Raw genomic sequence first — 21,747 nt, 5'->3', positions numbered from 1 at the left:
TGTTACTGCCCCGGCAGTTCCTCGTCGCGCCGATACGCCCACTGATACAGCGCCGGCAAGACCAGCAGGGTCAGCGCCGTCGACGACAGGATCCCGCCGATCACCACGGTCGCCAGCGGCCGCTGGACCTCTGCGCCGGTGCCGGTGGCCAGGGCCATTGGAATGAAGCCGAGGGACGCCACCAGCGCCGTCATCAGCACCGGCCGCAGGCGGGTCAGGGCGCCTTCGGTCACGGCGCTGCTCAATGAAGCTCCTTCCTCGCGCAGGTTGCGGATGAAGGAAATCATCACCAGGCCGTTGAGCACCGCCACCCCCGACAGGGCGATAAAACCCACGCCCGCCGAGATCGACAGCGGAATATCCCGCAGCCACAGGGCCAGCACGCCGCCGGTAAGGGCGAAGGGGATCCCGGTGAACACCAGCAAGCCATCCTTGAGGTTGTTGAACATCAGGAACAGCAGGGTCAGGACCAGCAGCAAGGCCACCGGCACCACCACCTGCAAGCGCTTGGCCGCCGATTGCAACTGCTCGAACTGGCCGCCCCAGGTGGTCCAGTACCCCGCCGGGATCTGCACGTCCCGCACCAGCGTGTCGCTGGCCTCCTCGACGAACGAGCCCAGGTCGCGTCCGCGCACGTTGGCACTGACCACCACTAGACGCTTGCCGTTTTCCCGGCTGATCTGGTTCGGGCCCGGTTGCAGGTCGAGGCTGGCGACCTGGGACAGTGGGATGAAGCCGATCCGCTCGGCGCCCAGGGCGGCATTGGCCGGCACCGGGATCAGCAGGTCGGCAAGCCCGGCGACATCGGTGCGCAGGGTTTCGGACAGGCGCACCACCAGGTCGAAGCGGCGGTCGCCTTCGTACAGGGTGCCGGCCTGGCGCCCGCCGACGGCGATCGCCACGGCATCCTGCACTTCGCCGATGTTCAGGCCATGGCGCGCTGCTTTCTCGCGGTCGATATTGATGGTCAGCACCGGCAGGCCGGTGGTCTGTTCCACCTTCACCTCCGAGGCACCCGGCACACCCTGCAAGGCCGTGGCGATCTTCGCCGCCGTGCGGTTGAGGGTGTCCATGTCGTCGCCGAAGACCTTCACCGCGACATCGCTGCGCACTCCGGATATCAGCTCGTTGAAGCGCAACTGGATCGGCTGCGACAGCTCGTGGTTGCTGCCTGGCACGCTGGCGGCAGCCTGCTGCACGGCGGCGATGATGGCCTCGCGCGATCTGCCCGGATCCGGCCATTGCGCCTTGGGCTTGAGCATGATGTAGGCGTCGGAAATGTTCGGCGGCATCGGGTCGGCGGCGATTTCCGCCGTGCCGGTGCGGGCGAACACCCGCTGCACCTCCGGCACCTGCTGCAGCAGGGCCTTTTCCAGGCGCTGCTGCATCTCCACCGACTGGCTCAGGCTGGTGCCCGGTACGCGCAATGCCTGCAGGGCCAGGTCGCCCTCGCTGAGGCTGGGGATGAACTCGCTGCCCATGCGGCTGGCCAGGGCGCCGGTCAGCACCACCACGCCCACCGCCGAGGCAAAGGCCAGGTTGCGATGCTTCAGCACCCATCCCAGCACCGGGGCGTAGCCCAGCCGCGCCTTGCGCATGACCAGGCCTTCCTCTTCCTTGACCTTGCCGGTGACGAACATGGCGATCGCCGCCGGGACGAAGGTCACCGACAGCAGCATGGCGCCGAGCAGGGCAATCACCACGGTGAAGGCCATGGGGTGGAACATTTTGCCTTCGACCCCGGTCAGGGCGAAGATCGGCAGGTACACGACCATGATGATCAACTGGCCGAAGACCAGCGGCCGGCGCGCCTCGCGGGCGGCGGCGAAGACTTCATGGAAGCGCTCGGCGCGGGTCAGGATGCGCCCGTGCCTGTGCTGGGCGTGGGCCAGGCGGCGGATGGCGTTCTCGACGATGACCACCGCGCCGTCGACGATGATGCCGAAGTCCAGGGCGCCGAGGCTCATCAGGTTGGCGCTGACCTTGTTGTGGAACATGCCGGTGAAGGTGAACAGCATCGACAGCGGGATGACCATCGCGGTAATCAGCGCCGCGCGGATATTGCCGAGGAACAGGAAGAGGATGGCGATCACCAGGATCGCGCCTTCCACCAGGTTCTTCTTCACCGTGGCGATGGCCTTTTCCACCAGGTGGGTGCGGTCGTAGACGGTTACCGCGACCACGCCCTCGGGCAGCGTGCGGTTGATCTCGGCGAGCCTGGCGGCGACGGCCTGGGATACCGTGCGGCTGTTTTCGCCGATCAGCATAAACACCGTGCCCAGCACCACTTCGCGACCGTTCTCGGTGGCGGCGCCGGAGCGCAGTTCCTTGCCGATGCTGACCTCGGCCACGCTGCTGACCCGGATCGGCGTGCCGTCCACGCTGGAGATCACGATGTTGGCGATATCCTCCAGGCTGCCCACCTGGCCCGGCGCGCGGATCAGCAACTGCTCGCCGTTGCGCTCGATGTAGCCGGCGCCAACGTTGCCGTTGTTGCGTTCCAGGGCCGTGACCAGGTCGCCGAGGGTCAGCCGATAGGCGGCCAGGCGCCGCGGATCCGGGGCGACCAGGTATTGCCGGGCGAAGCCGCCGATGGTGTTGATCTCGGCGACGCCGGGCACGTTGCGCAACTGCGGCTTGATGATCCAGTCCTGGATCACCCGCAGGTCGGTGGGTGTGTAGGGCGTGCCGTCTTCCTTGCGCGCGCCGTCCTCGGCTTCCACGGTCCACAGGAAGATCTCGCCGAGGCCGGTGGATACCGGGCCCATCAGCGCTTCCACGCCTTCGGGCAGTTGCTCCCTGGCGACCTGCAAGCGTTCGTTGACCTGCTGGCGGGCGAAGAAGATGTCGGTGCCATCGGCGAAGATCACCGTGACCTGGGACAGCCCCGAGCGCGACAGCGAGCGCGTTTGCTTGAGCCCGGGCAGGCCGGCCATGGCGGTTTCCACCGCGAAGGTGATGCGCTGCTCGGTTTCCAGGGGCGAGTAGCCCGGGGCCGCGGTGTTGATCTGCACCTGGACGTTGGTGATATCCGGCACCGCGTCGATGGGCAGCTTCTGGTAGCTGTAGATCCCCAGGCCGGCCATCAGCAGCACGGCGATCATCACCACGATGCGCTGCTCGATGGCAAAGCGAATCAGACGTTCAAACATGGAGGGTCATCCTGTACGGGCGCATCAGTGGCTGTGCTCGGCGGAGGCCTTGCCCAGCTCGGACTTGAGGGTGAAGCTGCCACGGGTGGCGACCAGGTCGCCGGCGGCCAGGCCGTCGAGGACCTCGACGTAGTCGCCGTCGCGGCGGCCCAGGGACACCGGGCGGGTATCGAAGCCGTCGGCGTTGCGCACGAATACCGAGGGCCGTTCTTCCACGCTCTGTATCGCCTCGTGGCGCACGGTGATGGCTGCCGGCGCCACTTGCGTGGCCACCGCGACATTGACGAAAAGCCCCGGCCGCCAGGCGCCATCGGGGTTGGTCAGGGTGACGCGAACGGTGGCGGCGCGGTTCTGCTCGCCCAGCAGGCTGCCGACATAGCCGATGGCGCCGTCCACCGTGCTGCCCAGGTCCGGCGACGAAACGCGCACGGGCCGGCCGCTGGCAACCTTGTCCAGATCGCGTGGCGGCACGGCGAAGGTGGCCCAGACCCGCGACAGGTCGGACAGGGTGAAGGCATTGCTGGCCTCGCTGACCACCTCGCCGAGGGCCAGGTGCTTTTCCACCACCACCGAATCGAACGGCGCGCGCAGTTCATAGCGATTGCCGCCGACCGCGCCGACCGAGGTGCCCAGCGCGGCGACCTTCTGCCGGGCGTTGCCCAGGCCGATCTCGGCTTCCTGCAAGGCCTGCCGTGCCTGCAGGTAGTCCTGTTCGGCGGAGATGCGCTCCTGCCACAGCTGCCGTTCCCGTTCGAAGGTCACCCGTGCCAGTTCGACCCGGCGCTGCGCGGCCTGCTGCTCGCTGCGCAGGTCGGAAATCTGCTGGCTGGCGATCACCGCCAGCAACTGGCCCTTTTTCACGGTTTCGCCGAGATTGGCATGGACGCTTTCCACCACGCCCGGTACCCGGGGCACGACGTGGGCCGTGCGGTCCTCGTCGAAGCGGATTTCGCCGGGGAAGCTGACCACGCTGCCCAGGTCCCGCGGGGCTGCGGCCTCCAGCTCGATGCCGGCGGCCTGGATCTGCTGCGCGGTGAGCATCAGCCGGACTTCTTCCTCGTGGCCGGCTTCGCCTGGTTCTTCATGGCCGTGGTCGTCCCGGGCGGCGGTTTTTTCCGCACCGTGGCCGTGCCCGTCGTCCTTGCCGTGGACGGCGTCGTCATTCCAGGCCAGCCCGGCAAAGCCGAGGGCCGCCGCCACGGCCAGCGCGAGGGCGATCTTGCGAGAGTTGTTCATCGGATGCTCCGTAGGATTCAAAGGATGTCGAGGTCGCCGTAGACCCGCTCGACCCGGGCCCTGGCGTCGCTGGCAGCGGCGAGGGCGGCGAGGTACTGCCCGCGGGCGCCGATCAGGGTGCGCTGGGCGTCGAGCACTTCGATAAAGCCGAACTTGCCCATCTCGAAGCCGCGGGTGGCGGTGTCCACGGCCTGGCGCGCGGCGGGCAGGATGGTGCGGTCGTAGGTCCCCACCTCATCCATCGCCGTGGCCCACTGGTTCAGGGCGCTGCGCGTCTCGCTGCGCAGGCGCAGTTCCACGGCATTGCGCAGGTCGCGGGCCTGGTCGGCGCGGCGCGCGGCGGCCAGGACGTTGCCCTGGTTGCGGTCGAACAGCGGCAAGGCCAAGGACAGGCCGACCACATTGACCCGCTCGCGCTCGGCGCGGTCGTACTGGCTGCCGAGGCTGACGGTCAGGTCGGGAATGCGCAGGGCCTTTTCCGAGCCCAGTTCGGCTTCGTTCTGTTCGATCTGCGCAGCGGCCTGGCGCAGTTCGGCGGTCTGTTCCAGGCGAGCGAGCAGCTGCTCGGCATCCGGCGGCAGGCCCGGCGACAGCGAAGGTGACAGCAGGTGGTCGAAGGTGGCGACAGGGCTGCCGATCACCTGTGCCAGCTGCCGCCAGGCCACGTCCTGCTCGCGTTCGGCGCGGCTCAGTTGCAGGCGTGCCTCGGCCAATTGCACCTCGGCACGGGTGGCTTCCACCGGCGAGGACTTGCCCGCGCCGACCTTGCCCGCGACCACGCGCAGGCCACGCTCGGTCAGCTCCAGGGATTGCCGTGCCAGCTCCACCCCCGCCTCGGCGCGCAGGGCGGCATGGAAGGCCTGGGTCACCTCGGCGCGCAGGTCGTTGACCTGCTGTTCCAGGCGAAGTCGAGCGAGGTTCTGGCCGAGGCTGGCGACCTCGATCCGTGCGCCGCGCTTGCCACCCAGTTCCAATGGCTGGCTAAGGGTCACGGTGGTGGTACTGGTGTTGCGCCGGGTGTCTTCGACCTCGTAGGACAGTTCCGGATTGGGCATCAGCCCGGCCTGGCGCCGGGCGCCGTCGGCGATGCCGATCTCCTGGCGTGCGGCGGCCATGGCCGGGTTCCGCTCCAGGGCTGCTGCCAGGGCCTGGGGCAGGCTCAGGCTGTCGGCCATGGCCGGCGACGCGGCCAGGGCGGTGCAGAGTGTGAGGACGGTTCTGGGCAGTAACGGGAGGCGGGGCACTGACGGTTCCTCGTGCTCGGAAAGCCCGACGGAAACGCCGAAGGTGCCGCCAGGCCCGGTTGAGTGGATGGCGGCACTCTAGGGAGCGGCAGCTATCAGGGCGGTGGCGGCAGGATGACAATTCTGTAATCAGGACAGTCGCCGGCCAACAGCGCGATGACGGGAATGTAATGCCCCGCTCATGCTGGCGTTATCTGCCGTCAGCAATGCTCTGGCCGGGCGAAATCACAATTCCAGCAACGCCCGTCGAACTCACAATAAAAACTGCCGGACCTCGAAGGAGCATTGCATGAGTCGCAGGTTACCGTTGTATCTGGCAGCGCTTTGCGCGCTGCCCGCAAGCCAGTTGGTCAGCGCCGCCGAACGGGAGGAGGGCTTTGTCGAAGGCAGCAGCCTGTCGGTGTTGAACCGCAATTTCTATTTCAACCGCGATCATCGCGATGGCCCGGCGCCAACCTATGGGAAGCCGGGGGATAACGGTTATTCCGAAGCCTGGGCCCACGCCGTGATCGGCAGGTTCTCTTCCGGCTTCACCCAGGGTACGGTCGGCTTCGGCGTCGATGCCTTCGCCATGCTCGGCCTGAAGCTCGATAGCGGCGCTGGTCGCAACGGCGGGCGCAGTTCCTTCGATGTGGTGCCGGTGGCGCGTGATGGCCAGGCCCGGGATGAGTACACCAAGGTCGGCGGCGCGGCGAAGGTGCGCTTGTTCGACACTGTGGTGCGGGTCGGCGATGTGTTCCCGGTGACCCCCGTGGTCGCCGCCGGCGACTCGCGCCTGCTGCCGGAAAGCTTCCGTGGAGTGACGGCGGAAAACACCGGTTTCGATGGCCTGACCTTGCAGGCCGGGCGCCTGCATGCCATGAGCCAGCCGGTATCGAGCAACATGCGTGACGGTTTCGTGACCTTCTATGGTGGTGCAGTGGATTCGCCGTGGGTCGCCTATGGCGGTGGTGACTATGCGGTCACCGACAATTTCAGTGTCAGCCTGTACGGCAGTCGTCTCAAGGATGCCTGGAACCAGTACTACGTCGGCACCAGCTTCACTTATCCGCTGGCCGACGACCTGGACCTGATCACCGGCTTCAACGCCTATCGCGCCGTCGACGAGGGCAAGCAACTGCTGGGCGAGTTCGACAACACCCTCTGGAGCGGCAAGCTGGGGCTGCGTTTCGGTGCGCATACCGTGGCCCTGACGCACCAGCGCAACAACGGTGACGATGACTTCGACTATCTGCGCCAGTCGGACTCGATCTTCCTCGACAACTCCATCCAGTACAGCGACTTCAACTCGCCGAAAGAACGCTCGTGGATGCTGCGCTACGACCTGGACATGGCCAGCTACGGCGTGCCGGGGCTGTCGTTCATGACCCGCTATGGCAAGGGCAGCGATGCGGACTACTCCAATGCCAACAGCGTCTACATGCGTCGCGATGGCAATGGCGATCCGCTCACCGAGCAGAAGCGCTGGGAGCGGGATATCGAAGTGAAATACGTGGTGCAGGAAGGCGCAGCCAAGGACCTGTCGCTGCGCGTGCGCCAGGCCACCACCCGCGCCACCGCGTTCGAATCCGACCTGGACGAAATTCGCCTGATAGTGGAATACCCGCTGTCGGTACTCTGATTCACCTTGAGAAGCTCCCCTGCTCCTTTGGTTAAAAGGTGGATACGTTTGGCGCCCGTTCGGGCGCCTTTTTTTTGCGCTTATTGCTCCCGGTCCAAGCGCCGGAACACCAGGCCGGCGGCCAGGCACATCAGGCTCACCAGCACCAGGGTGATCTGGATATCGCCGGCCTGTGGCTGCCCGTGCCCCTGCAGCCGCTGGATCGCACCCAGCAGCATCGCCGCCAGGCACACGGCCAGGCTCAGGCTGATCTGCACGCTGGTCGCCGACAGCGTCGCCGCGCTGGCCGAGCGCTCCGGCGGGATATCGGCGTAGGTCAGCGCGCCCATCGCAGTCATTTGCAACGAGCGCGACAGCCCGCCGACGAACAGCATCGACATCACTACCAGCGGTGCGGTGTTCTCGGTAAACAGCGCGCACAGGGCAATGGAAAGCGCCCCCAGCACCGTGTTCCACATCAGCAGGTCGCGAAAGCCGAAACGCCGCGCCAGGGGCACCGAGATGAACTTGATCAGCAGGGCTCCGGCACCGCCGGCGAAGGTCAACAGCCCGGCCTGCAGCGCGCTCATGCCATATCCCAGCTGGAACAGCAGCACCAGCAGGAACGGCAGCGAGGCGCTGCCCAGGCGAAACAGGGTGCCGCCCCATAGCACCAGAGCAAAACTGGGAATGTGCAGCAACGACAGGTCCAGCAGCGGCGACGCTGCGCGCCGTGCATGGCGCACATAGGCGCAGGCGAAACCCGCGCCGGCGAGCAGCAACAGGCATGACCACTCCCAGCGCAACGAACCGTGCCCGAGGCTTTCGAATGCCAGCACCAGGCAGGCCAGCGCCGGGCTGCCGAGCAGGAAGCCGCGCAGGTCCAGCGAGCGGGTGCGTTGCCCCGGGTAGTCCGGTACATGGCGCAGCACCAGCATTATCCCGAGCAGGCCGATGGGCAAATTGAGCAGGAAGATCCAGTGCCACGACAACCCGGTCACCAGCAATCCGCCCAGCGGCGGGCCGAACACCGGGCCGAGCAGGGCGGGCATGGTCAGGTAGGCCATGGCCTTGAGCAGGTCGCCCTTGCTCGACCAGCGCAGCAGGATCACCTGGCCCACCGGCACCATCAGCGCTGCGGCCATGCCCTGGCAGAAGCGCGCCAGGGCCAGTTGCCAAAGGCTGGCGGACAGGGCACAGGCCAGCGAGCTAGCCACGAACAGGCCGATGGCGGCGATGAACACCCGGCGCGGCCCAAGCCGTTCGGCCAGCCAGCCGCTGAGGGGGATGAACATTGCCACCGCCAGCAGGTAAAGGGTGACCACCAGGTTCATGCGCACGCTGGGCTCGCCGAAGTCCGCCGCCAGTTGCGGCAGGGCGGTGAGCACGGCGGTGGAGTCGAGCAACTCCATGAACAGCGCGCAGCCGATGATCATCGGCACCTTGCGCTGGAAGGTCGGTGGTGCGTCCGGGCGGGTCAGGGCGTTCAGGTCGTCCGCCTTAGCGCAGGGCGGGTTTCTGGGCGGGACATGGTCGGGGTTCTTCATCACTGGGGATGGCGAACAGGGTAGGGTGCGGAGGGCTGTGTTGTGAAATACCGCTTGGTGCTTTGTTAATAACGATGTTTTGTTTTCATGCAAAATTTACATGTTTTGTCCGTACGGTCATTGAATGATCTTCAACCCTTCCTGGCGTGGCCCGCTGAAGATCTTCATGTACCTGATGGTCACCTGCGCATGCTCGCGCATGATCGCCTCGGCCCGTGCGCCCTGTCCGGCCAGCAGGGCATCGACCAGGGTGTGATGCTGCATGTTGGCGAAATTGAACCGGCGAAACTCCTGGGCCAGGTTGCTGCGGTCCACGGCGATCGAACTCACCGAGGCGAATGGCAGGTGCTCGTTGCGCGACAGCGCTTCGGCCACCGCGGCGTTGCCGCTGGCTTCGATGATGGTCTGGTGGAAGCGCTTGTTGATGTCGTGGTAGGCCGCCAGGTCTTCCTCGCTGACGAAGCCCTTGTCGAACAAGCTGTCCGCCTGCTCCAGGCATTCGAGCAATACCGCGCGCGTTGCCATGCTTATACCGCGCTCGGCCGCCTGCCGCGCCGCCAGTCCTTCCAGCACGCCGCGCACCTCCACGGCATTGCCGAGGGTTTGCGCCGTCACTTGCTTCACCGCGAAACCCCGTGCCCCGTGGCGAACCAGCAGCCCTTCCTGTTCGAGCGCGCGCAACGCCATGCGTACCGGCATCCGCGAGACTTCCAGCAATTCGGCGGTGGGTACCTCGGCGATGCGCTCGCCGGGGGCGAACTGCCCGTCGAGGATCATCCTGCGCAGCAGGTTCAATACACGTTGTCCGGATCCACTCACTGCGGCCTCCACGGCCAAAACCCTTCATGCGCGGCACTGTAGCGGCTTTGCCGGCCGCTGCGAAGGGCAGACGGGAAGAAAAAAGCCGGGCGATTATCGAACCGTTAATGGATCCATTAAGCGTGGATATATTGTGTTTTTATTGGGTTGAATCCAATTTATGGATCCATCACAACAACAAAACGAGCCTGACCCATGCACCCGAAAAACGCCTGGTACGTCGCCTGCACCCCGGACGAGATCGCTGAAAAGCCCTTGGGCCGCAAGATCTGCAATGAAAACATGGTGTTCTACCGTGGCGACCACTCCCGCGTCGCCGCCCTCGAGGATTTCTGCCCACACCGTGGCGCGCCGCTGTCGCTGGGCTTCGTCCGCGACGGCAAGCTGGTATGCGGCTACCACGGCCTGGAAATGGGTAGCGATGGCCGCACCGCCGCCATGCCGTGCCAGCGGGTGCAGGCCTTCCCGGCGATCCGCAGCTTCCCGGTCGAAGAGCGTCATGGCTTCATCTGGGTCTGGCCCGGTGATCCCGCCCGTGCCGACACGGCACTGATCCCTCACCTGCATTGGGCCGAAAGTCCTGACTGGGCATACGGCGGCGGGCTCTACCACATCGCCTGCGACTACCGGCTGATGATCGACAACCTGATGGACCTGACCCACGAAACCTACGTGCATGCGTCGAGCATCGGCCAGAAGGAAATCGACGAGGCGCCGGTCAACACCCGGGTCAATGGCGACGAAGTGATCACCAGTCGCTTCATGGAGAACATCCTGCCGCCGCCGTTCTGGCAGGCCGCCCTGCGCGGCAACGGCCTGGCCGACGACGTGCCGGTGGATCGCTGGCAGATCTGCCGCTTTACCCCGCCCAGCCACGTGATGATCGAAGTCGGCGTGGCCCATGCCGGTACCGGCGGCTACGACGCACCGGCGCATTGCAAGGCCGGGAGCATCGTGGTCGATTTCATCACGCCCGAGAGCGACACCTCGATCTGGTACTTCTGGGGCATGGCGCGCAACTTCAAGGCCGATGACCCGGCGCTGACCGAGACCATCCGCAGCGGCCAGGGCAAGATCTTCGCCGAGGACCTGGAAATGCTCGAGCGCCAGCAGCGCAACCTGCTGGAACACCCGCAGCGCAGCCTGCTCAAGCTCAATATCGATGCCGGCGGCGTGCAGTCGCGACGCATCATCGAACGGATCATCGCCGCCGAGCAGGCACCGGTGATTGCCCGGAGTGCATCGTGATGGAACTGCTGATCAAGGCGATGCGCCTGGAGGCCGAGGACATCGTCGGCCTGGAGCTGGTCCGCGAAGACGGCGCACCGTTGCCCGCGTTCACCGCCGGCGCGCACATCGACGTGCATCTCGACCAGGGGCTGGTCCGCCAGTATTCACTGTGCAACGACCCGCACGAGCAGCACCGCTACTGCATCGGTGTGCTGCATGATGCGGCGTCCCGCGGCGGCTCGCGGGCGGTGCACCAGCGGCTGCGGGTGGGCCAGCGAGTGACGGTCAGCGAGCCGCGCAACCTGTTCGCGCTGGACAGCGGGGCAGGGCGCTCGCTGTTGTTCGCCGGTGGTATCGGCATCACGCCGATCCTGGCCATGGCCCACAGCCTGGCCCGCGAAGGGCGGCCTTTCGCCGTTCACTACTCGGCGCGTTCGGCGCAACGTGCGGCGTTTCTCGACCAGCTCGGCGAACTGCCGGCCAGGTGCTATTTCGACGACGGCCAGCGCCTGGACCTGGCTACGGTCCTGGCGAACGAGCCGGCGGATACGCACCTGTATGTCTGCGGTCCGGCAGGTTACATCGACCATGTGCTCGAGGCCGCCCGGGCGCTGGGCTGGGACGAGTCGCGACTGCATCGCGAATACTTCGGCGCAGCGCCGCTGACCCACGCTGAAGACGCGGCCTTCGAGGTGCGCATCCACGCGACGGGGCAGGTCTTCGAGGTGCCGGCGGATCGTTCCATCACCCAGGTGCTGGACGACGCCGGAATCATCATCCCGGTATCCTGCGAACAGGGAATCTGCGGCACCTGCATTACCCGGGTGGTGGATGGCGAGGTGGATCACCGCGACCAGTTCCTCACCGCCGAAGAGCGACGCGGGCAAATGACGCCTTGCTGCTCAAGGGCCCGCGGCGGTTGCCTGGTACTAGACCTGTAGGAATCACGACTCGTACCTTGTGGGAGCGGGTTCATCGGAGCGCCGAACCCGCTCCCACAAGGTACGCGCCGTGCTTTGGAACTGTTCTTTGCGCGACAGCGCAGCCTGAACGGCTGGACGGACTCCCACGGGATCGGGTTGGCCCGTCGGTCACTACAAAGCTTTTTCCTGCCCAGCCCCAACATTTTTAATAATTTGCCTAACCCCCGCTCTGCTCCATCATCCTCCTCACTCGAAGAATAAAAACGACGCGCATTCCACGCGCTCGAAACCCGGCCGGCGCCAGGGCCCGAACAGAAGAGCCCGCGCCCGCCTTACTGCCCTTTCAAGACTGTCTTTGCCAACCATGTCGGGGTCGACGACCCGCGCCTGCTGTTCGCGGCTACCCGGCATTTACCTTGAGTAGTAGGGAGGAAGTGTCGATGTCTTTGAAAATGCGTGCGTGCGCGTTGGCTGTGGTTTCCACTCTGGCGGCGGGCAATGCCCTGGCCGCGACGGACAAGCTCACCGTGATCTCCTTCGGCGGCGCCACCAAGGCTGCCCAGGACCAAGCCTATTTCAAGCCGTTCGAGCAGAGCGGGGCGGGCAAGGTGGTGGCCGGCGACTATAACGGCGAACTGTCCAAGGTGAAGGCCATGGTCAGCGTCGGCCAGGTGTCCTGGGACGTGGTCGAGGTGGAAAGCCCTGAACTGCTGCGCGGCTGCGAAGAGGGGCTGTTCGAGAAGATCGACCCGGCGCTGCTTGGCAACGGCGAGCACTACCTGGCCGATACCGTCAGTGAATGCGGCGTCGCCAGCTATGTCTGGTCCATGGTCATGGCCTACAACCCGGCGAAGCTGTCCTCGCCACCCGCCTCCTGGGCCGACTTCTGGGACACCGCCAAGTATCCCGGCAAGCGCGGCCTGCGCAAAGGCGCCAAGTACACCCTGGAAGCCGCCTTGCTCGCCGATGGCGTCAGCCGTGCCGACCTGTACAAGGTGCTCGCCACCCCTGCCGGCGTGACCCGCGCCTTCGCCAAGCTCGACCAGATCAAGTCCTCGATCCAGTGGTGGGAAGCCGGCGCCCAGCCGCCGCAATGGCTGGCGGCCAATGACGTGGTGATGTCCGCCGCCTACAACGGACGCATCGCCGTGGCCCAGAAGGAAGGCACCCACCTCGGCATCGTCTGGAACGGCGGCCTCTATGACCCCGACCACTGGGCCATCGTCAAGGGCTCGCCGAACAAGGCCCTGGCCGAGAAGTTCATCGTCTTCGCCAGCCAGGCGGCCAATCAGCAGCGCTTCTCGTCGAGCATCCCCTACGGCCCGGTCAACAAGCAGGCGCTGGATGCATTGCCGCTGGACGTCCAGGCCCAGTTGCCGACCGCGCCGGCCAACCTGGAGCAGGGCCTGCTGGTGGATTCCGGATTCTGGGTGGATCACGGCGAGGAACTGGAAGAGCGCTTCAACGCCTGGGCTGCGCGCTAGCCCGGCGGGCCTCGTTGCCGTTCAGGCCTTCATCGGCGCAAATCCGAACGGCAACGAATGCTCGACCATGTCCCATAATGATGGCACTTTGACTTGATGCAGTGAACACCGGAGGCGAGAATAAGGCACAAGGCCATTTGCGCTGTTTCGCGCGGGCATGGATCGCTATCGGGGAGATGCAGTATGGGATGGCTGGATGACAAGTTCTCGGCGGTCAAGAAGTCGGTGAGCGAAACCGTTTCGAGTGCCACGGATGTCGTAGCGAGCATTGAAATCAAGGAAACTGCCGCGCGGCTGGCGAGTGCTGCGTCAAGTGCCGCCACGACGGCTGCGGTGAAGACCAAGGAGGCGAGCCTCGACGCCTACGGGGTGACCAGGGACAAGGTGGTTGCAGTCCACGCCTCGACCAGCGAGGCCATTGCCGCTTTCGATTACACCGAACTGGGTAGCGGCGAGTTCTATTCGCGCAATTTCGTCCATTACCGGGATCTGTCGATCAGCAAGGTCAGCGCGATGTACCGCTCGACCTTCGAAGTCGACAAGTCCACCCTGGAAATGGTCGATGACATCCGCGCGCAACTGCCCGTTCCGGCGCAGACGGTCGATGACATATTCGAGCAATGCAAGCGCGAGGCGATGCGCCGGGCGGTTGCTTCGTTCGCCCTTGGCGGTGTCATGCAGGATATCGACAACCATAGCCAGGCCAAGTACGACAATCTCTCCGAGCGCTACTCCACCTTCGCCAAGGACAACGCCTACCAGATCAAGGCCTCCGAGCCTTTCGCCAAAATGGTCAATGAAAGGAACGATGCGGCAACCAGGGCCGAGACTCTCGCCAACGGCTATAACTCCGACCAGCGCCTGGACACGGCAGGTGGCGTCGATATCGAGCATGTCGTGGCCAAGAAGGAGCTGTACGTCGATCCGCTGATTCGCCTGGGCACCACCAACGAGCAGTATTTCGACCTGATCAATTCGCCCGAGAACCTGGTGTTTGCCGATCATTCGCTGAACCGTTCCATCGGCCAGGAAAACGTACTCGAGTACCTGGCCCGGCGCGGTCGTCCCGTGGAAGGCAAGCCCGGGATCAAGGCCGTGGATATCAAGCAGGCCGATGGTTCGATCAAGACTGTCGAGGTCAAGGAAGCCGACATGGTCGAAGCCTACGAACGGGCCAAGGCCAAGCAGAACGAGCACCGCATGGCTGCCTTGCAGGAGATCGGCCAGACCGTCGCGATGACTGGGGCGACCATGGCTGCGCAACAGATCGTCGGCCTGATCGTGCTGGAAACCATCGATGTCTTCGTCGACGAGATCAAACTGCTGACCACCAAGGGCCGGCTGTTCAACGAAGAAGGCTGGCTGCAGAACGCCAAGGACGCCAAGGCACGGATCGAGACCCGCCTGAGCGAACGCTTCGAGGAACGGCAAATCTGGGCTCGGGCCAGGAAGGTCGGGCTCGAAGCGGGGGTGGCGGGTGCGTTGAGCGTGATTCCGCAAATCGTCATTTCGCTGATCGTCAAGGTGCCGTCCTTCGTTCTCGGGCTCATCCGTGAATGCACTTTGAGCGTGGTGCGGTGTGTCCGGGTGCTGCTGAGCGATGATCCCGACAAGCTGAACAGCATCCTGGTGCTGCTCGCCGGGGCGGCGTCGGCGATCGCCGGGTTGTATGTCGGGCGTGCGGTGTCCACGGCGATCAGCGGCGTGCCCTTGTTGAACCAGTTCAACGGAGCGATTACCGGCGTGCTGACCGTGGTCGTGGTCACTGCCGTGCCGTTGGCCACCATCTACACCTTCGAGCAGAACAAGAACAAGCTGACCTTCCTCGCCAGCTCGTTCGCCTCGGGCAAGGCGCAGGAGGCTGGCAAGGCCTGAAGCGGCCCGCTTGACCTGGATCATGGGGGTATGACTTCCCGTCATACCCCCATGATTTTATGTGGTTCCAGCCGCCGGCCACCGCGGTGATACAAAACCTGCAAACACACCCACCAACAACAAAGAGTGTTTGCAGATGAAAGAACTCGACCTGTATATCGGCGAAGGTTTCGAAGGTCCCGGCGTCAATGCGGCGCATATCAATATCCTCATCGGCCCGCGTAACGGCCCTGCCGGCCAGGCTTTCGCCAACAGCCTGGCGTCGCCGAGCCAGGGCCACTGCCCGTTCATGGTGATCGCCCAGCCGAATATCCCGGTCAAGCCCATGACCCTCTATGTGAACAAGGCCGCCATCGATGGCGAACTCCACGGCAATGCCACCTGGGGTGCCTCCCAGGCCGGGATCGCCAAGGCCGTGACCGAGGCTTTGCTGGACGGCACCCTGCCGGCCGAGGCCGAGGACGAGTGGGCCATCGTCACCGCGAACTGGGTCAATCCCGCCTGCGATGACCTCGACGCTGTCTACCTCAACAATTACAACGCCTGCCGCACGGCCATCCGCGCCGCCCTTGCCGGCAAGCCCGAGCGTGCCCAGTTGGCCGATGTGGTTGGCCAGATCAGCAACCCGTTCTATACCCCCAAAGCCTGAGGTGGCCGCCATGCAATACATTCGCCTGGGCTATAGCGGCCTGGAAGTCTCGCGCCTGTGCCTGGGCACCATGAACATGGGCACGCCGGACTGGAAACCGTGGATTTTCGATGAGAAGCAGAGCGAGCCGATCGTCGCCCATGCCCTGGCCAACGGGGTCAACTTCATTGACCTGGCCGACTTTTACTCCGCCGGTGTCGGCGAGGAAGTGGTGGGCCGCATCGTCAAGCGCCTGGCCCGCCGGGAAGATCTGGTAATCACCACCAAGGTCGGCTACGGCACTCGTTCCGGGGTCAACGCCAGCGGCCATTCGCGCAAGCACATCATGGACAGCATCGACGCGTCCCTGACCCGCCTTGGCATGGATTACGTCGACCTGTACATGTTGCATTTCTTCGACGTGAACACCCCGGTCGAGGAGACCATGGGAGCCTTGAACGACATCGTCAAGGCCGGCAAGGCCCGCTACATCGGCGTTTCCACCATGCTTGCCGGGCAACTGGCGAAGATCCTCATGTGTTGCGAACGCAATGGCTGGGTCAAGCCGATCAACATGCAGTTGCAGCTCAACCTTGCCTACCGCGAGGAAGAGCGCGAAATGATCCCGTTCTGCCGCGACCAGGGCCTTGGCGTTTCGGTGTTCAGCCCGCTGGCCCGCGGCCTGTTGAGTGGCGACGTGCAATCGACGCGCAACCAGACCGATTTCTTCACCCAGCAGATGTACAGCGACGAGGCCTCCTTCGACATCGCCCGCTCGGTGCAGCGCGTGGCCCGCGGCCGTGGCGTGTCCAATGCGCAGGTGGCGCAGGCCTGGGTGCTGGGTCATGCCGGTGTCGATTGCATGCTGGTGGGTGCCGACACCACGACTCAGTTCGACAGTGCCCTGGCGGCCCTGGAAACCCGCCTGGATGCCGAGGAACTGCACGAGCTGGAACGCAACTACACGCCGTGCGACCTGATCAACGACTACACCGCCGGCAAGCGCATCCTGCGCACGGCACGTCCGGGCAGCGAGCGCTTCCTGCTCAGCGAGGCGGTGGCATGAACGGGCTGCTGCGTAATGGCAACTATATCGACGGCCAGTGGTCCGCTGGCGGTACGAGTTATCCGGTGACCGACCCGGCCAGTGGCGAACTGATCGTTCAGGTGCAGAAGGCCGGTGCCGAGCAAACCAACCTCGCCATCGCCGCGGCCGAACGGGCCCTGCCGGCCTGGCGCGGACTCACCGCCAAGGAGCGCAGTCAGCGCCTCAAGCGCTGGGCCGAGCTGATGCTGGCCCGGCAGCACGACCTGGCCACGCTGCTCAGCCGCGAGCAGGGCAAGCCGCTGGCCGAAGCCATGGGCGAGGTGGTCTATGCCGCGAGTTTCCTCGAATGGTTCGCCGAGGAGGCCAAGCGCGCCTATGGCGATGTGATCCCCAGCCACAAGGCCGACGCACGCATCATTGTGGTCAAGGAGGCCATCGGCGTAGTCGCGGCGATCACGCCGTGGAACTTCCTGCTGGCGATGGTCACGCGCAAGGTCGGCCCGGCCCTGGCAGCGGGTTGCACCATGGTCCTCAAGCCTTCGGAGGAAACCCCGCTGTCGGCGTTCGCCCTGGCGGTGCTGGCCGAGGAAGCAGGCATTCCGGCCGGGGTGTTCAATATCGTGTCCGGTGATGCCGTGGCCATCGGCGGCGCGCTGCAAGCTTCCAGCGTGGTGCGCAAGCTGTCTTTCACCGGCTCGACCCGCACCGGGAAATTGCTGATGCGCCAGGCGGCCGATACCTTGAAGAAGGTCTCGTTGGAACTGGGCGGCAACGCGCCCTTCATCGTTTTCGACGACGCCGACCTGGACGCCGCGGTGAAGGGCGCCATGGCCTCGAAGTTCCGCAATACCGGGCAGACCTGCGTGTGCGTCAATCGCTTCTTCATCCAGGACGGGGTGTACGACGCCTTCGTCGCCCGGCTGGCCGAGGCGGTGCGTGCCATGCGCGTCGGTGCCGCGCTGCTGGGGGAAACCGAACAGGGGCCGCTGATCAATGCGGCGGCCCTGGCCAAGGTCGAGGCCCATGTCGGCGACGCGCTGGAGAAGGGCGCGCGCCTGGTTTGCGGCGGACAGCGCCATGCCCTGGGCGGTACGTTCTTCGAACCCACGGTGCTGGCCGAGGCGACCCGCGACATGCTGATCGCCAGCGACGAAACCTTCGGCCCGGTGGCCGCCTGTTTCCGCTTCACGGATGAACGCGAGGTGCTGCAAGCGGCCAATGACACGCCCTATGGCCTGTCGGCCTATTTGTACAGCCGCGACATCGGCCGGGTGTGGCGCATGGCGGCCGGGCTCGAGGCCGGGATGGTCGGGATCAACGAAGGGGTGATTTCCACCGAAGTCGCGCCCTTCGGCGGCATCAAGGAGTCGGGTCTGGGCCGGGAGGGTTCGAAATACGGGCTCGATGAATACCTGGAGATCAAATACCTGCTGATGGGCGGGCTGTAGCACAACTTCCGCCGCCGGCAGCACACCGGCGGCTTTTCGGCTTCATCTCTACTTCAAGAACAAAAACCGGAGACGAATATGTCCGTTAATCCCGTCAAGATCGATGACCTGCCGATCGGTCGCTTTCATATCAAGATCGCCGGCCTGACCTTCGGCGCTCACTTCACCGACGGCTATATCCTTGGCCTGATCGGTATCGCTTTCACCCTGATCAGTCCGCAGATGCAACTCGATGCCTTCTGGCAGGGGCTGATCGGCGCTTCGGCGCTGATCGGCCTGTTTCTCGGCAGCCTGTTCTTCGGCTGGATTTCCGACCGGCTCGGGCGGCAGAAGATCTTCCTGATCAGCTTCGTGCTGATCACCCTGGCCTCGGTCATGCAGTTCTATGTGGAAAGCGCGGCGGCCTTGCTGCTCTGCCGGATCCTGATAGGCATAGGGCTGGGAGGGGATTTCAGCGTCGGCCACGCCATGCTCGCCGAGTTCGCCCCGCGCAAGCATCGAGGTGTGTTGCTGGGCTCGTTCAGTGTGATCTGGACCTTCGGCTACGTCGCCGCGACCTTCGTCGGCACGGCGATGCTCAGCCTCGGCGACGATGCCTGGCGCTACATGCTGGCGTCCTCGGCGATCCCGGCCGGGCTGATCCTGCTGGCGCGCATCGGCACCCCGGAGTCGCCGCGCTGGCTGGTCAATCGAGGGCGGATCGAGGAAGCCCGGGCCATCGTACGCAAGCACCTCGGCGCCCATGTGGTGCTCGACGAGGAACCGGCCAGCACCCAGCGCTGCGGCTATGGCGCACTGTTCAGCCGCGAATACCGCAAGCGCACCGCGTTCAACTGCCTGTTCTTCGTCTGCATCGTCATGCCGTACTTCGCCATCTATACCTTCCTGCCGACCATCCTGGCGCAGATGGGGCTGGCCGAAGGCTTCGGCACCGAGTTGATGCTCAACATGCTGTTGATCATTGGTGCCCTGACCGGAATCTGGTGCACGGTGAAATTCTCGCGGCGTGGATTCCTGATTGGCTCGTTCGTGATCCTGGCCGTGGCGCTGTTGCTGCTGGCGGTGTTGCCGGGCAGTGCGGCGTGGTTGATGGTGCTGGTGTTCGGGCTGTTCACCCTGGTCCTGTCGGCGGTGAGCAACCTGGTCGGGGTCTTCCCGGCCGAGAGTTTCCCGACGCCGGTACGGGCCAGCGGCATAGGCCTGGCCACTGCGGTGAGCCGCCTGGGCTCGGCGGTAAGCACCTTCCTGTTGCCATTGAGCGTGGCAGGCATCGGCTTGAGCCCGACCATGGGCATCCTGGCCGCGATCCTGGCGTTCGGCGCCCTGATTTCCTGGGCCTGGGCGCCCGAGACCAAGGCGCTGACCCTGAGCCAGGCGTGTGATGTGCCGAGTGTCGAGGGTGTTGCAGCGAAGGCGAGCGCTGTCCCGGCGGCCTGATTCACTTTTCCAGGCAGGTCCATTCCCCTGTGGGATTCGGTAAACCTGCTCCATGCTTTGTCTTGCACGGACCTTGTGGGAGCGGGTTCACCCGCGATTACGATAGTGGCCACACCACCGCAATCGCGGGTGAACCCGCTCCCACAGGGTACGCGTCTCGCCTCAGGTGGTTGCCTTCTGCAACCACTCGGTGAACAACCCCACCTTCGACAGCCCCTGCTTGTCCCTCGCCACATCCAGCCAATAGCCATAAGGTCCCAGCACTTCCACCCCGGCAATCGGCAGCAGGCTGCCTTGCTGCAATTCGCGCTCGATCATCTGCCGATCGATCACCGCCAGCCCACCTCCGGCCAGCGTTGTATGGATCACCTGGTCCAGGGTGGTGAACTCCAGCCCGCCGTTGGTCTCCACATCCTCCCGCCCCATGGCCGTCAGCCAGTTCTCCCAGACCCTCAGGCGCTTGCCGTCATGCAGGATATGCAGCAGTGGGTGCTGGTTCAGGTCAGGAGGCTGCCCCTCGACGAACAGCTCGGCACTGGCCACCGCGACATGCCGCTCCATCACCAGCAGTTCGCTGTGCCAATGCTCCGCCGGCCCCAGGCCGAAGCGGATCCGGCAGTCGATCTCGGCCAGATGCTCATGGCTGGCCTGGTTGCTCACGCTCAGGCTGATGTCGGGATAGCGTCGGCAGAAGTCCCGCAGTCGTGGTGACAGCCAGCGCGTGCCCCAGGTCGGCGGGGCGAGGATGCGCAGGCGCTGGCGCAGATTGGGCACGCGCACCGATTGCAGGGCACGGTCGATCTGGTCGAACGCCGCCGCCAGTTGCGGTGACAGCGCGGCACCGGCTTCGGTGAGGGTCAGGCCAAGATGGGTGCGCACGAACAGGGCCACGCCGAGGTGGTCCTCCAGTTGCTTGATCTGGCGACTGACCGCGCCCTGGGTGACGTTCAGGCCGAGGGCAGCCTGGCTGAAGCTACGGTGCCGGGCGACTTCTTCGAAGACGCGCAGCATGTTGAGCGGGGGGAGTTGACGCATCGGGCCACCCTGACGGAAAGGGCGTTGCAAGGAGTAACGGGTGTTCACGTATACCTGCTTTTCCTACCGGTCGCTACTGATCGTGGAACCCGACCGAACTTCCCCGGACATCCCGCGGACAAAGCCATAGCAACGCCGGTTTTGAAATGTCTTGTAACAAGCGAGGCAGGCCAGGCCGGCCACTTTGCCCGTGATGCCAACGCCTGCCCATCGATACCCGCAAGAAGCGCGGCGCCCAGCCCGCCAGGTCGATATGCAGCACGCCATCCGGGTTCCCTGCGCAAGGTAATAGGTGAACCTGCATGTTGTCAGCCAAGCAAACCTCGCGAAGGAAGTTCCTGCTGTCCTCGCTGATCGCCTTGCCCGCCATGGGCATCGCCCTCGACGGCCTGAGCGCGGCCGTGGCGGCGGAGATCATCGCGCCGAGCCTCGACAGCTACACCCCGGTGTTCTTCAGCGCCGCCGAGTGGACCTTCATCAAGGCCGCCTGCGACCGCCTGATCCCCGCCGATGGCCGCGGCCCCGGCGCACTCGAATGCAACGTGCCGATCTTCATCGACCAGCAACTGGCCGGCGACCTGGGCAGCGAGGTCTACCTCGAAGGCCCCTTCGACCTGAACGCGCCCGCCACCCTCGGCTACCAGTTGCCCTTCACCCCGCAGGAGGTCTACCGCAAGGGCATCGCCGCCCTGGAGCGCGCGTGCCAGGCCAGCCACGGCACGCATTTCGCCTTGCTCGACCTGCCCACCCGCGGGCAGGTCCTGGGCCAGTTGCAGAACGGCCAGATCGATTTCGCTGCCCACGGCGAGCCGGTGCTGCCGGGCAAGCTGCTGTTCACCGACCTGCTCAACCACACCCGCCAGGGCTGGCTCGCCGATCCTATCTATGGCGGCAACAAGGGCATGAAGGCGTGGATCGCCATCGGCTTTCCCGGTGCCCGTGCCAGCTATCTGGAATGGGTGACCCAACACAACGTGGCGTATCCGCTCGGGCCGGTGAGCCTGAGTGGCGAGCGCGCCTGAAGCCGTTATCCGGCGCCAC

The 21,747-nt window shown here is 65.1% G+C and carries 16 protein-coding genes; 10 read left to right on the top strand and 6 right to left on the bottom strand.

The features are described 5' to 3' along the window. Nucleotides 1-2: 2 nt before the first annotated feature. Genes ACPFMA_RS17475 through ACPFMA_RS17465 form a run of 3 tightly spaced genes read right to left on the bottom strand, consistent with a single transcriptional unit; the run spans nucleotide 3 to nucleotide 5,563 of the window. Nucleotides 3-3,152 (bottom strand): CusA/CzcA family heavy metal efflux RND transporter, encoded by a 3,150-nt coding sequence (locus ACPFMA_RS17475; RefSeq protein WP_425928326.1) that lies wholly within the window; start codon nucleotides 3,150-3,152, stop codon nucleotides 3-5. A gap of 24 nt (nucleotides 3,153-3,176) precedes the next feature. Further along, complete coding sequence (locus ACPFMA_RS17470) at nucleotides 3,177-4,388, bottom strand: efflux RND transporter periplasmic adaptor subunit (protein ID WP_425928325.1); 1,212 nt, start codon at nucleotides 4,386-4,388, stop codon at nucleotides 3,177-3,179. 17 nt (nucleotides 4,389-4,405) lie between these two features. After that, entirely contained in the window at nucleotides 4,406-5,563 is a 1,158-nt protein-coding gene (locus ACPFMA_RS17465) for a TolC family protein (protein ID WP_425930604.1), read from the bottom strand. Nucleotides 5,564-5,921: 358 nt separating this feature from the next. On the opposite strand from ACPFMA_RS17465, the gene ACPFMA_RS17460 reads away from it, so the two are divergent. Further along, nucleotides 5,922-7,253 (top strand): OprD family porin, encoded by a 1,332-nt coding sequence (locus tag ACPFMA_RS17460; protein ID WP_425928324.1) that lies wholly within the window; start codon nucleotides 5,922-5,924, stop codon nucleotides 7,251-7,253. Nucleotides 7,254-7,333: 80 nt separating this feature from the next. Here the strand turns inward: ACPFMA_RS17460 and ACPFMA_RS17455 are convergent, their stop codons facing one another. Both ACPFMA_RS17455 and ACPFMA_RS17450 read right to left on the bottom strand, forming a co-directional pair. Beyond that, nucleotides 7,334-8,668 carry an MFS transporter gene (locus tag ACPFMA_RS17455; RefSeq protein WP_425930603.1) on the bottom strand — a complete coding sequence of 445 codons (1,335 nt, stop codon included), beginning with the start codon at nucleotides 8,666-8,668 and terminating at the stop codon, nucleotides 7,334-7,336. A gap of 228 nt (nucleotides 8,669-8,896) precedes the next feature. After that, a complete protein-coding gene (locus ACPFMA_RS17450; protein ID WP_425928323.1) occupies nucleotides 8,897-9,598 on the bottom strand; it encodes a GntR family transcriptional regulator in 702 nt (233 codons plus the stop codon). 195 nt (nucleotides 9,599-9,793) lie between these two features. Here ACPFMA_RS17450 and ACPFMA_RS17445 point away from each other — a divergent pair, with 195 nt between their 5' ends. From ACPFMA_RS17445 to ACPFMA_RS17410, 8 genes are all read left to right on the top strand, one after another. Further along, entirely contained in the window at nucleotides 9,794-10,846 is a 1,053-nt protein-coding gene (locus tag ACPFMA_RS17445) for an aromatic ring-hydroxylating oxygenase subunit alpha (protein WP_064303990.1), read from the top strand. Further along, nucleotides 10,843-11,769 (top strand): PDR/VanB family oxidoreductase, encoded by a 927-nt coding sequence (locus tag ACPFMA_RS17440; protein ID WP_425928322.1) that lies wholly within the window; start codon nucleotides 10,843-10,845, stop codon nucleotides 11,767-11,769. Before ACPFMA_RS17445 ends, ACPFMA_RS17440 begins: the two co-directional genes overlap by 4 nt. 422 nt (nucleotides 11,770-12,191) lie before the next feature. Beyond that, nucleotides 12,192-13,235 carry an ABC transporter substrate-binding protein gene (locus tag ACPFMA_RS17435; protein ID WP_064303992.1) on the top strand — a complete coding sequence of 348 codons (1,044 nt, stop codon included), beginning with the start codon at nucleotides 12,192-12,194 and terminating at the stop codon, nucleotides 13,233-13,235. Nucleotides 13,236-13,418: 183 nt separating this feature from the next. Next, nucleotides 13,419-15,110, top strand: a complete 1,692-nt coding sequence (locus ACPFMA_RS17430) for a hypothetical protein (protein ID WP_425928321.1) — start codon at nucleotides 13,419-13,421, stop codon at nucleotides 15,108-15,110. A 136-nt stretch (nucleotides 15,111-15,246) separates the two neighbouring features. Then, nucleotides 15,247-15,759, top strand: a complete 513-nt coding sequence (gene fae / locus ACPFMA_RS17425; protein ID WP_425928320.1) for a formaldehyde-activating enzyme — start codon at nucleotides 15,247-15,249, stop codon at nucleotides 15,757-15,759. Nucleotides 15,760-15,769: 10 nt separating this feature from the next. After that, nucleotides 15,770-16,804, top strand: coding sequence for an aldo/keto reductase (locus tag ACPFMA_RS17420; RefSeq protein WP_425928319.1), 1,035 nt, complete (start codon nucleotides 15,770-15,772; stop codon nucleotides 16,802-16,804). Further along, a complete protein-coding gene (locus ACPFMA_RS17415) occupies nucleotides 16,801-18,234 on the top strand; it encodes an NAD-dependent succinate-semialdehyde dehydrogenase (protein ID WP_425928318.1) in 1,434 nt (477 codons plus the stop codon). The genes ACPFMA_RS17420 and ACPFMA_RS17415 overlap by 4 nt, the downstream gene beginning before the upstream one ends. Nucleotides 18,235-18,312: 78 nt before the next feature. Further along, nucleotides 18,313-19,671, top strand: coding sequence for an MFS transporter (locus ACPFMA_RS17410; RefSeq protein ID WP_425928317.1), 1,359 nt, complete (start codon nucleotides 18,313-18,315; stop codon nucleotides 19,669-19,671). A 162-nt stretch (nucleotides 19,672-19,833) separates the two neighbouring features. Here ACPFMA_RS17410 and ACPFMA_RS17405 read toward each other — a convergent pair whose 3' ends face one another. Beyond that, nucleotides 19,834-20,706, bottom strand: a complete 873-nt coding sequence (locus ACPFMA_RS17405; RefSeq protein ID WP_425928316.1) for a LysR substrate-binding domain-containing protein — start codon at nucleotides 20,704-20,706, stop codon at nucleotides 19,834-19,836. 302 nt (nucleotides 20,707-21,008) lie between these two features. On the opposite strand from ACPFMA_RS17405, the gene ACPFMA_RS17400 reads away from it, so the two are divergent. Further along, nucleotides 21,009-21,728 carry a gluconate 2-dehydrogenase subunit 3 family protein gene (locus tag ACPFMA_RS17400; protein WP_064303995.1) on the top strand — a complete coding sequence of 240 codons (720 nt, stop codon included), beginning with the start codon at nucleotides 21,009-21,011 and terminating at the stop codon, nucleotides 21,726-21,728. Nucleotides 21,729-21,747 lie beyond the last annotated feature (19 nt).

It is taken from the genome of Pseudomonas sp. NyZ201 (assembly GCF_049860765.1).
GTDB lineage: Bacteria > Pseudomonadota > Gammaproteobacteria > Pseudomonadales > Pseudomonadaceae > Aquipseudomonas > Aquipseudomonas bharatica.
This window is presented reverse-complemented; position numbering and strand designations above follow the sequence as displayed.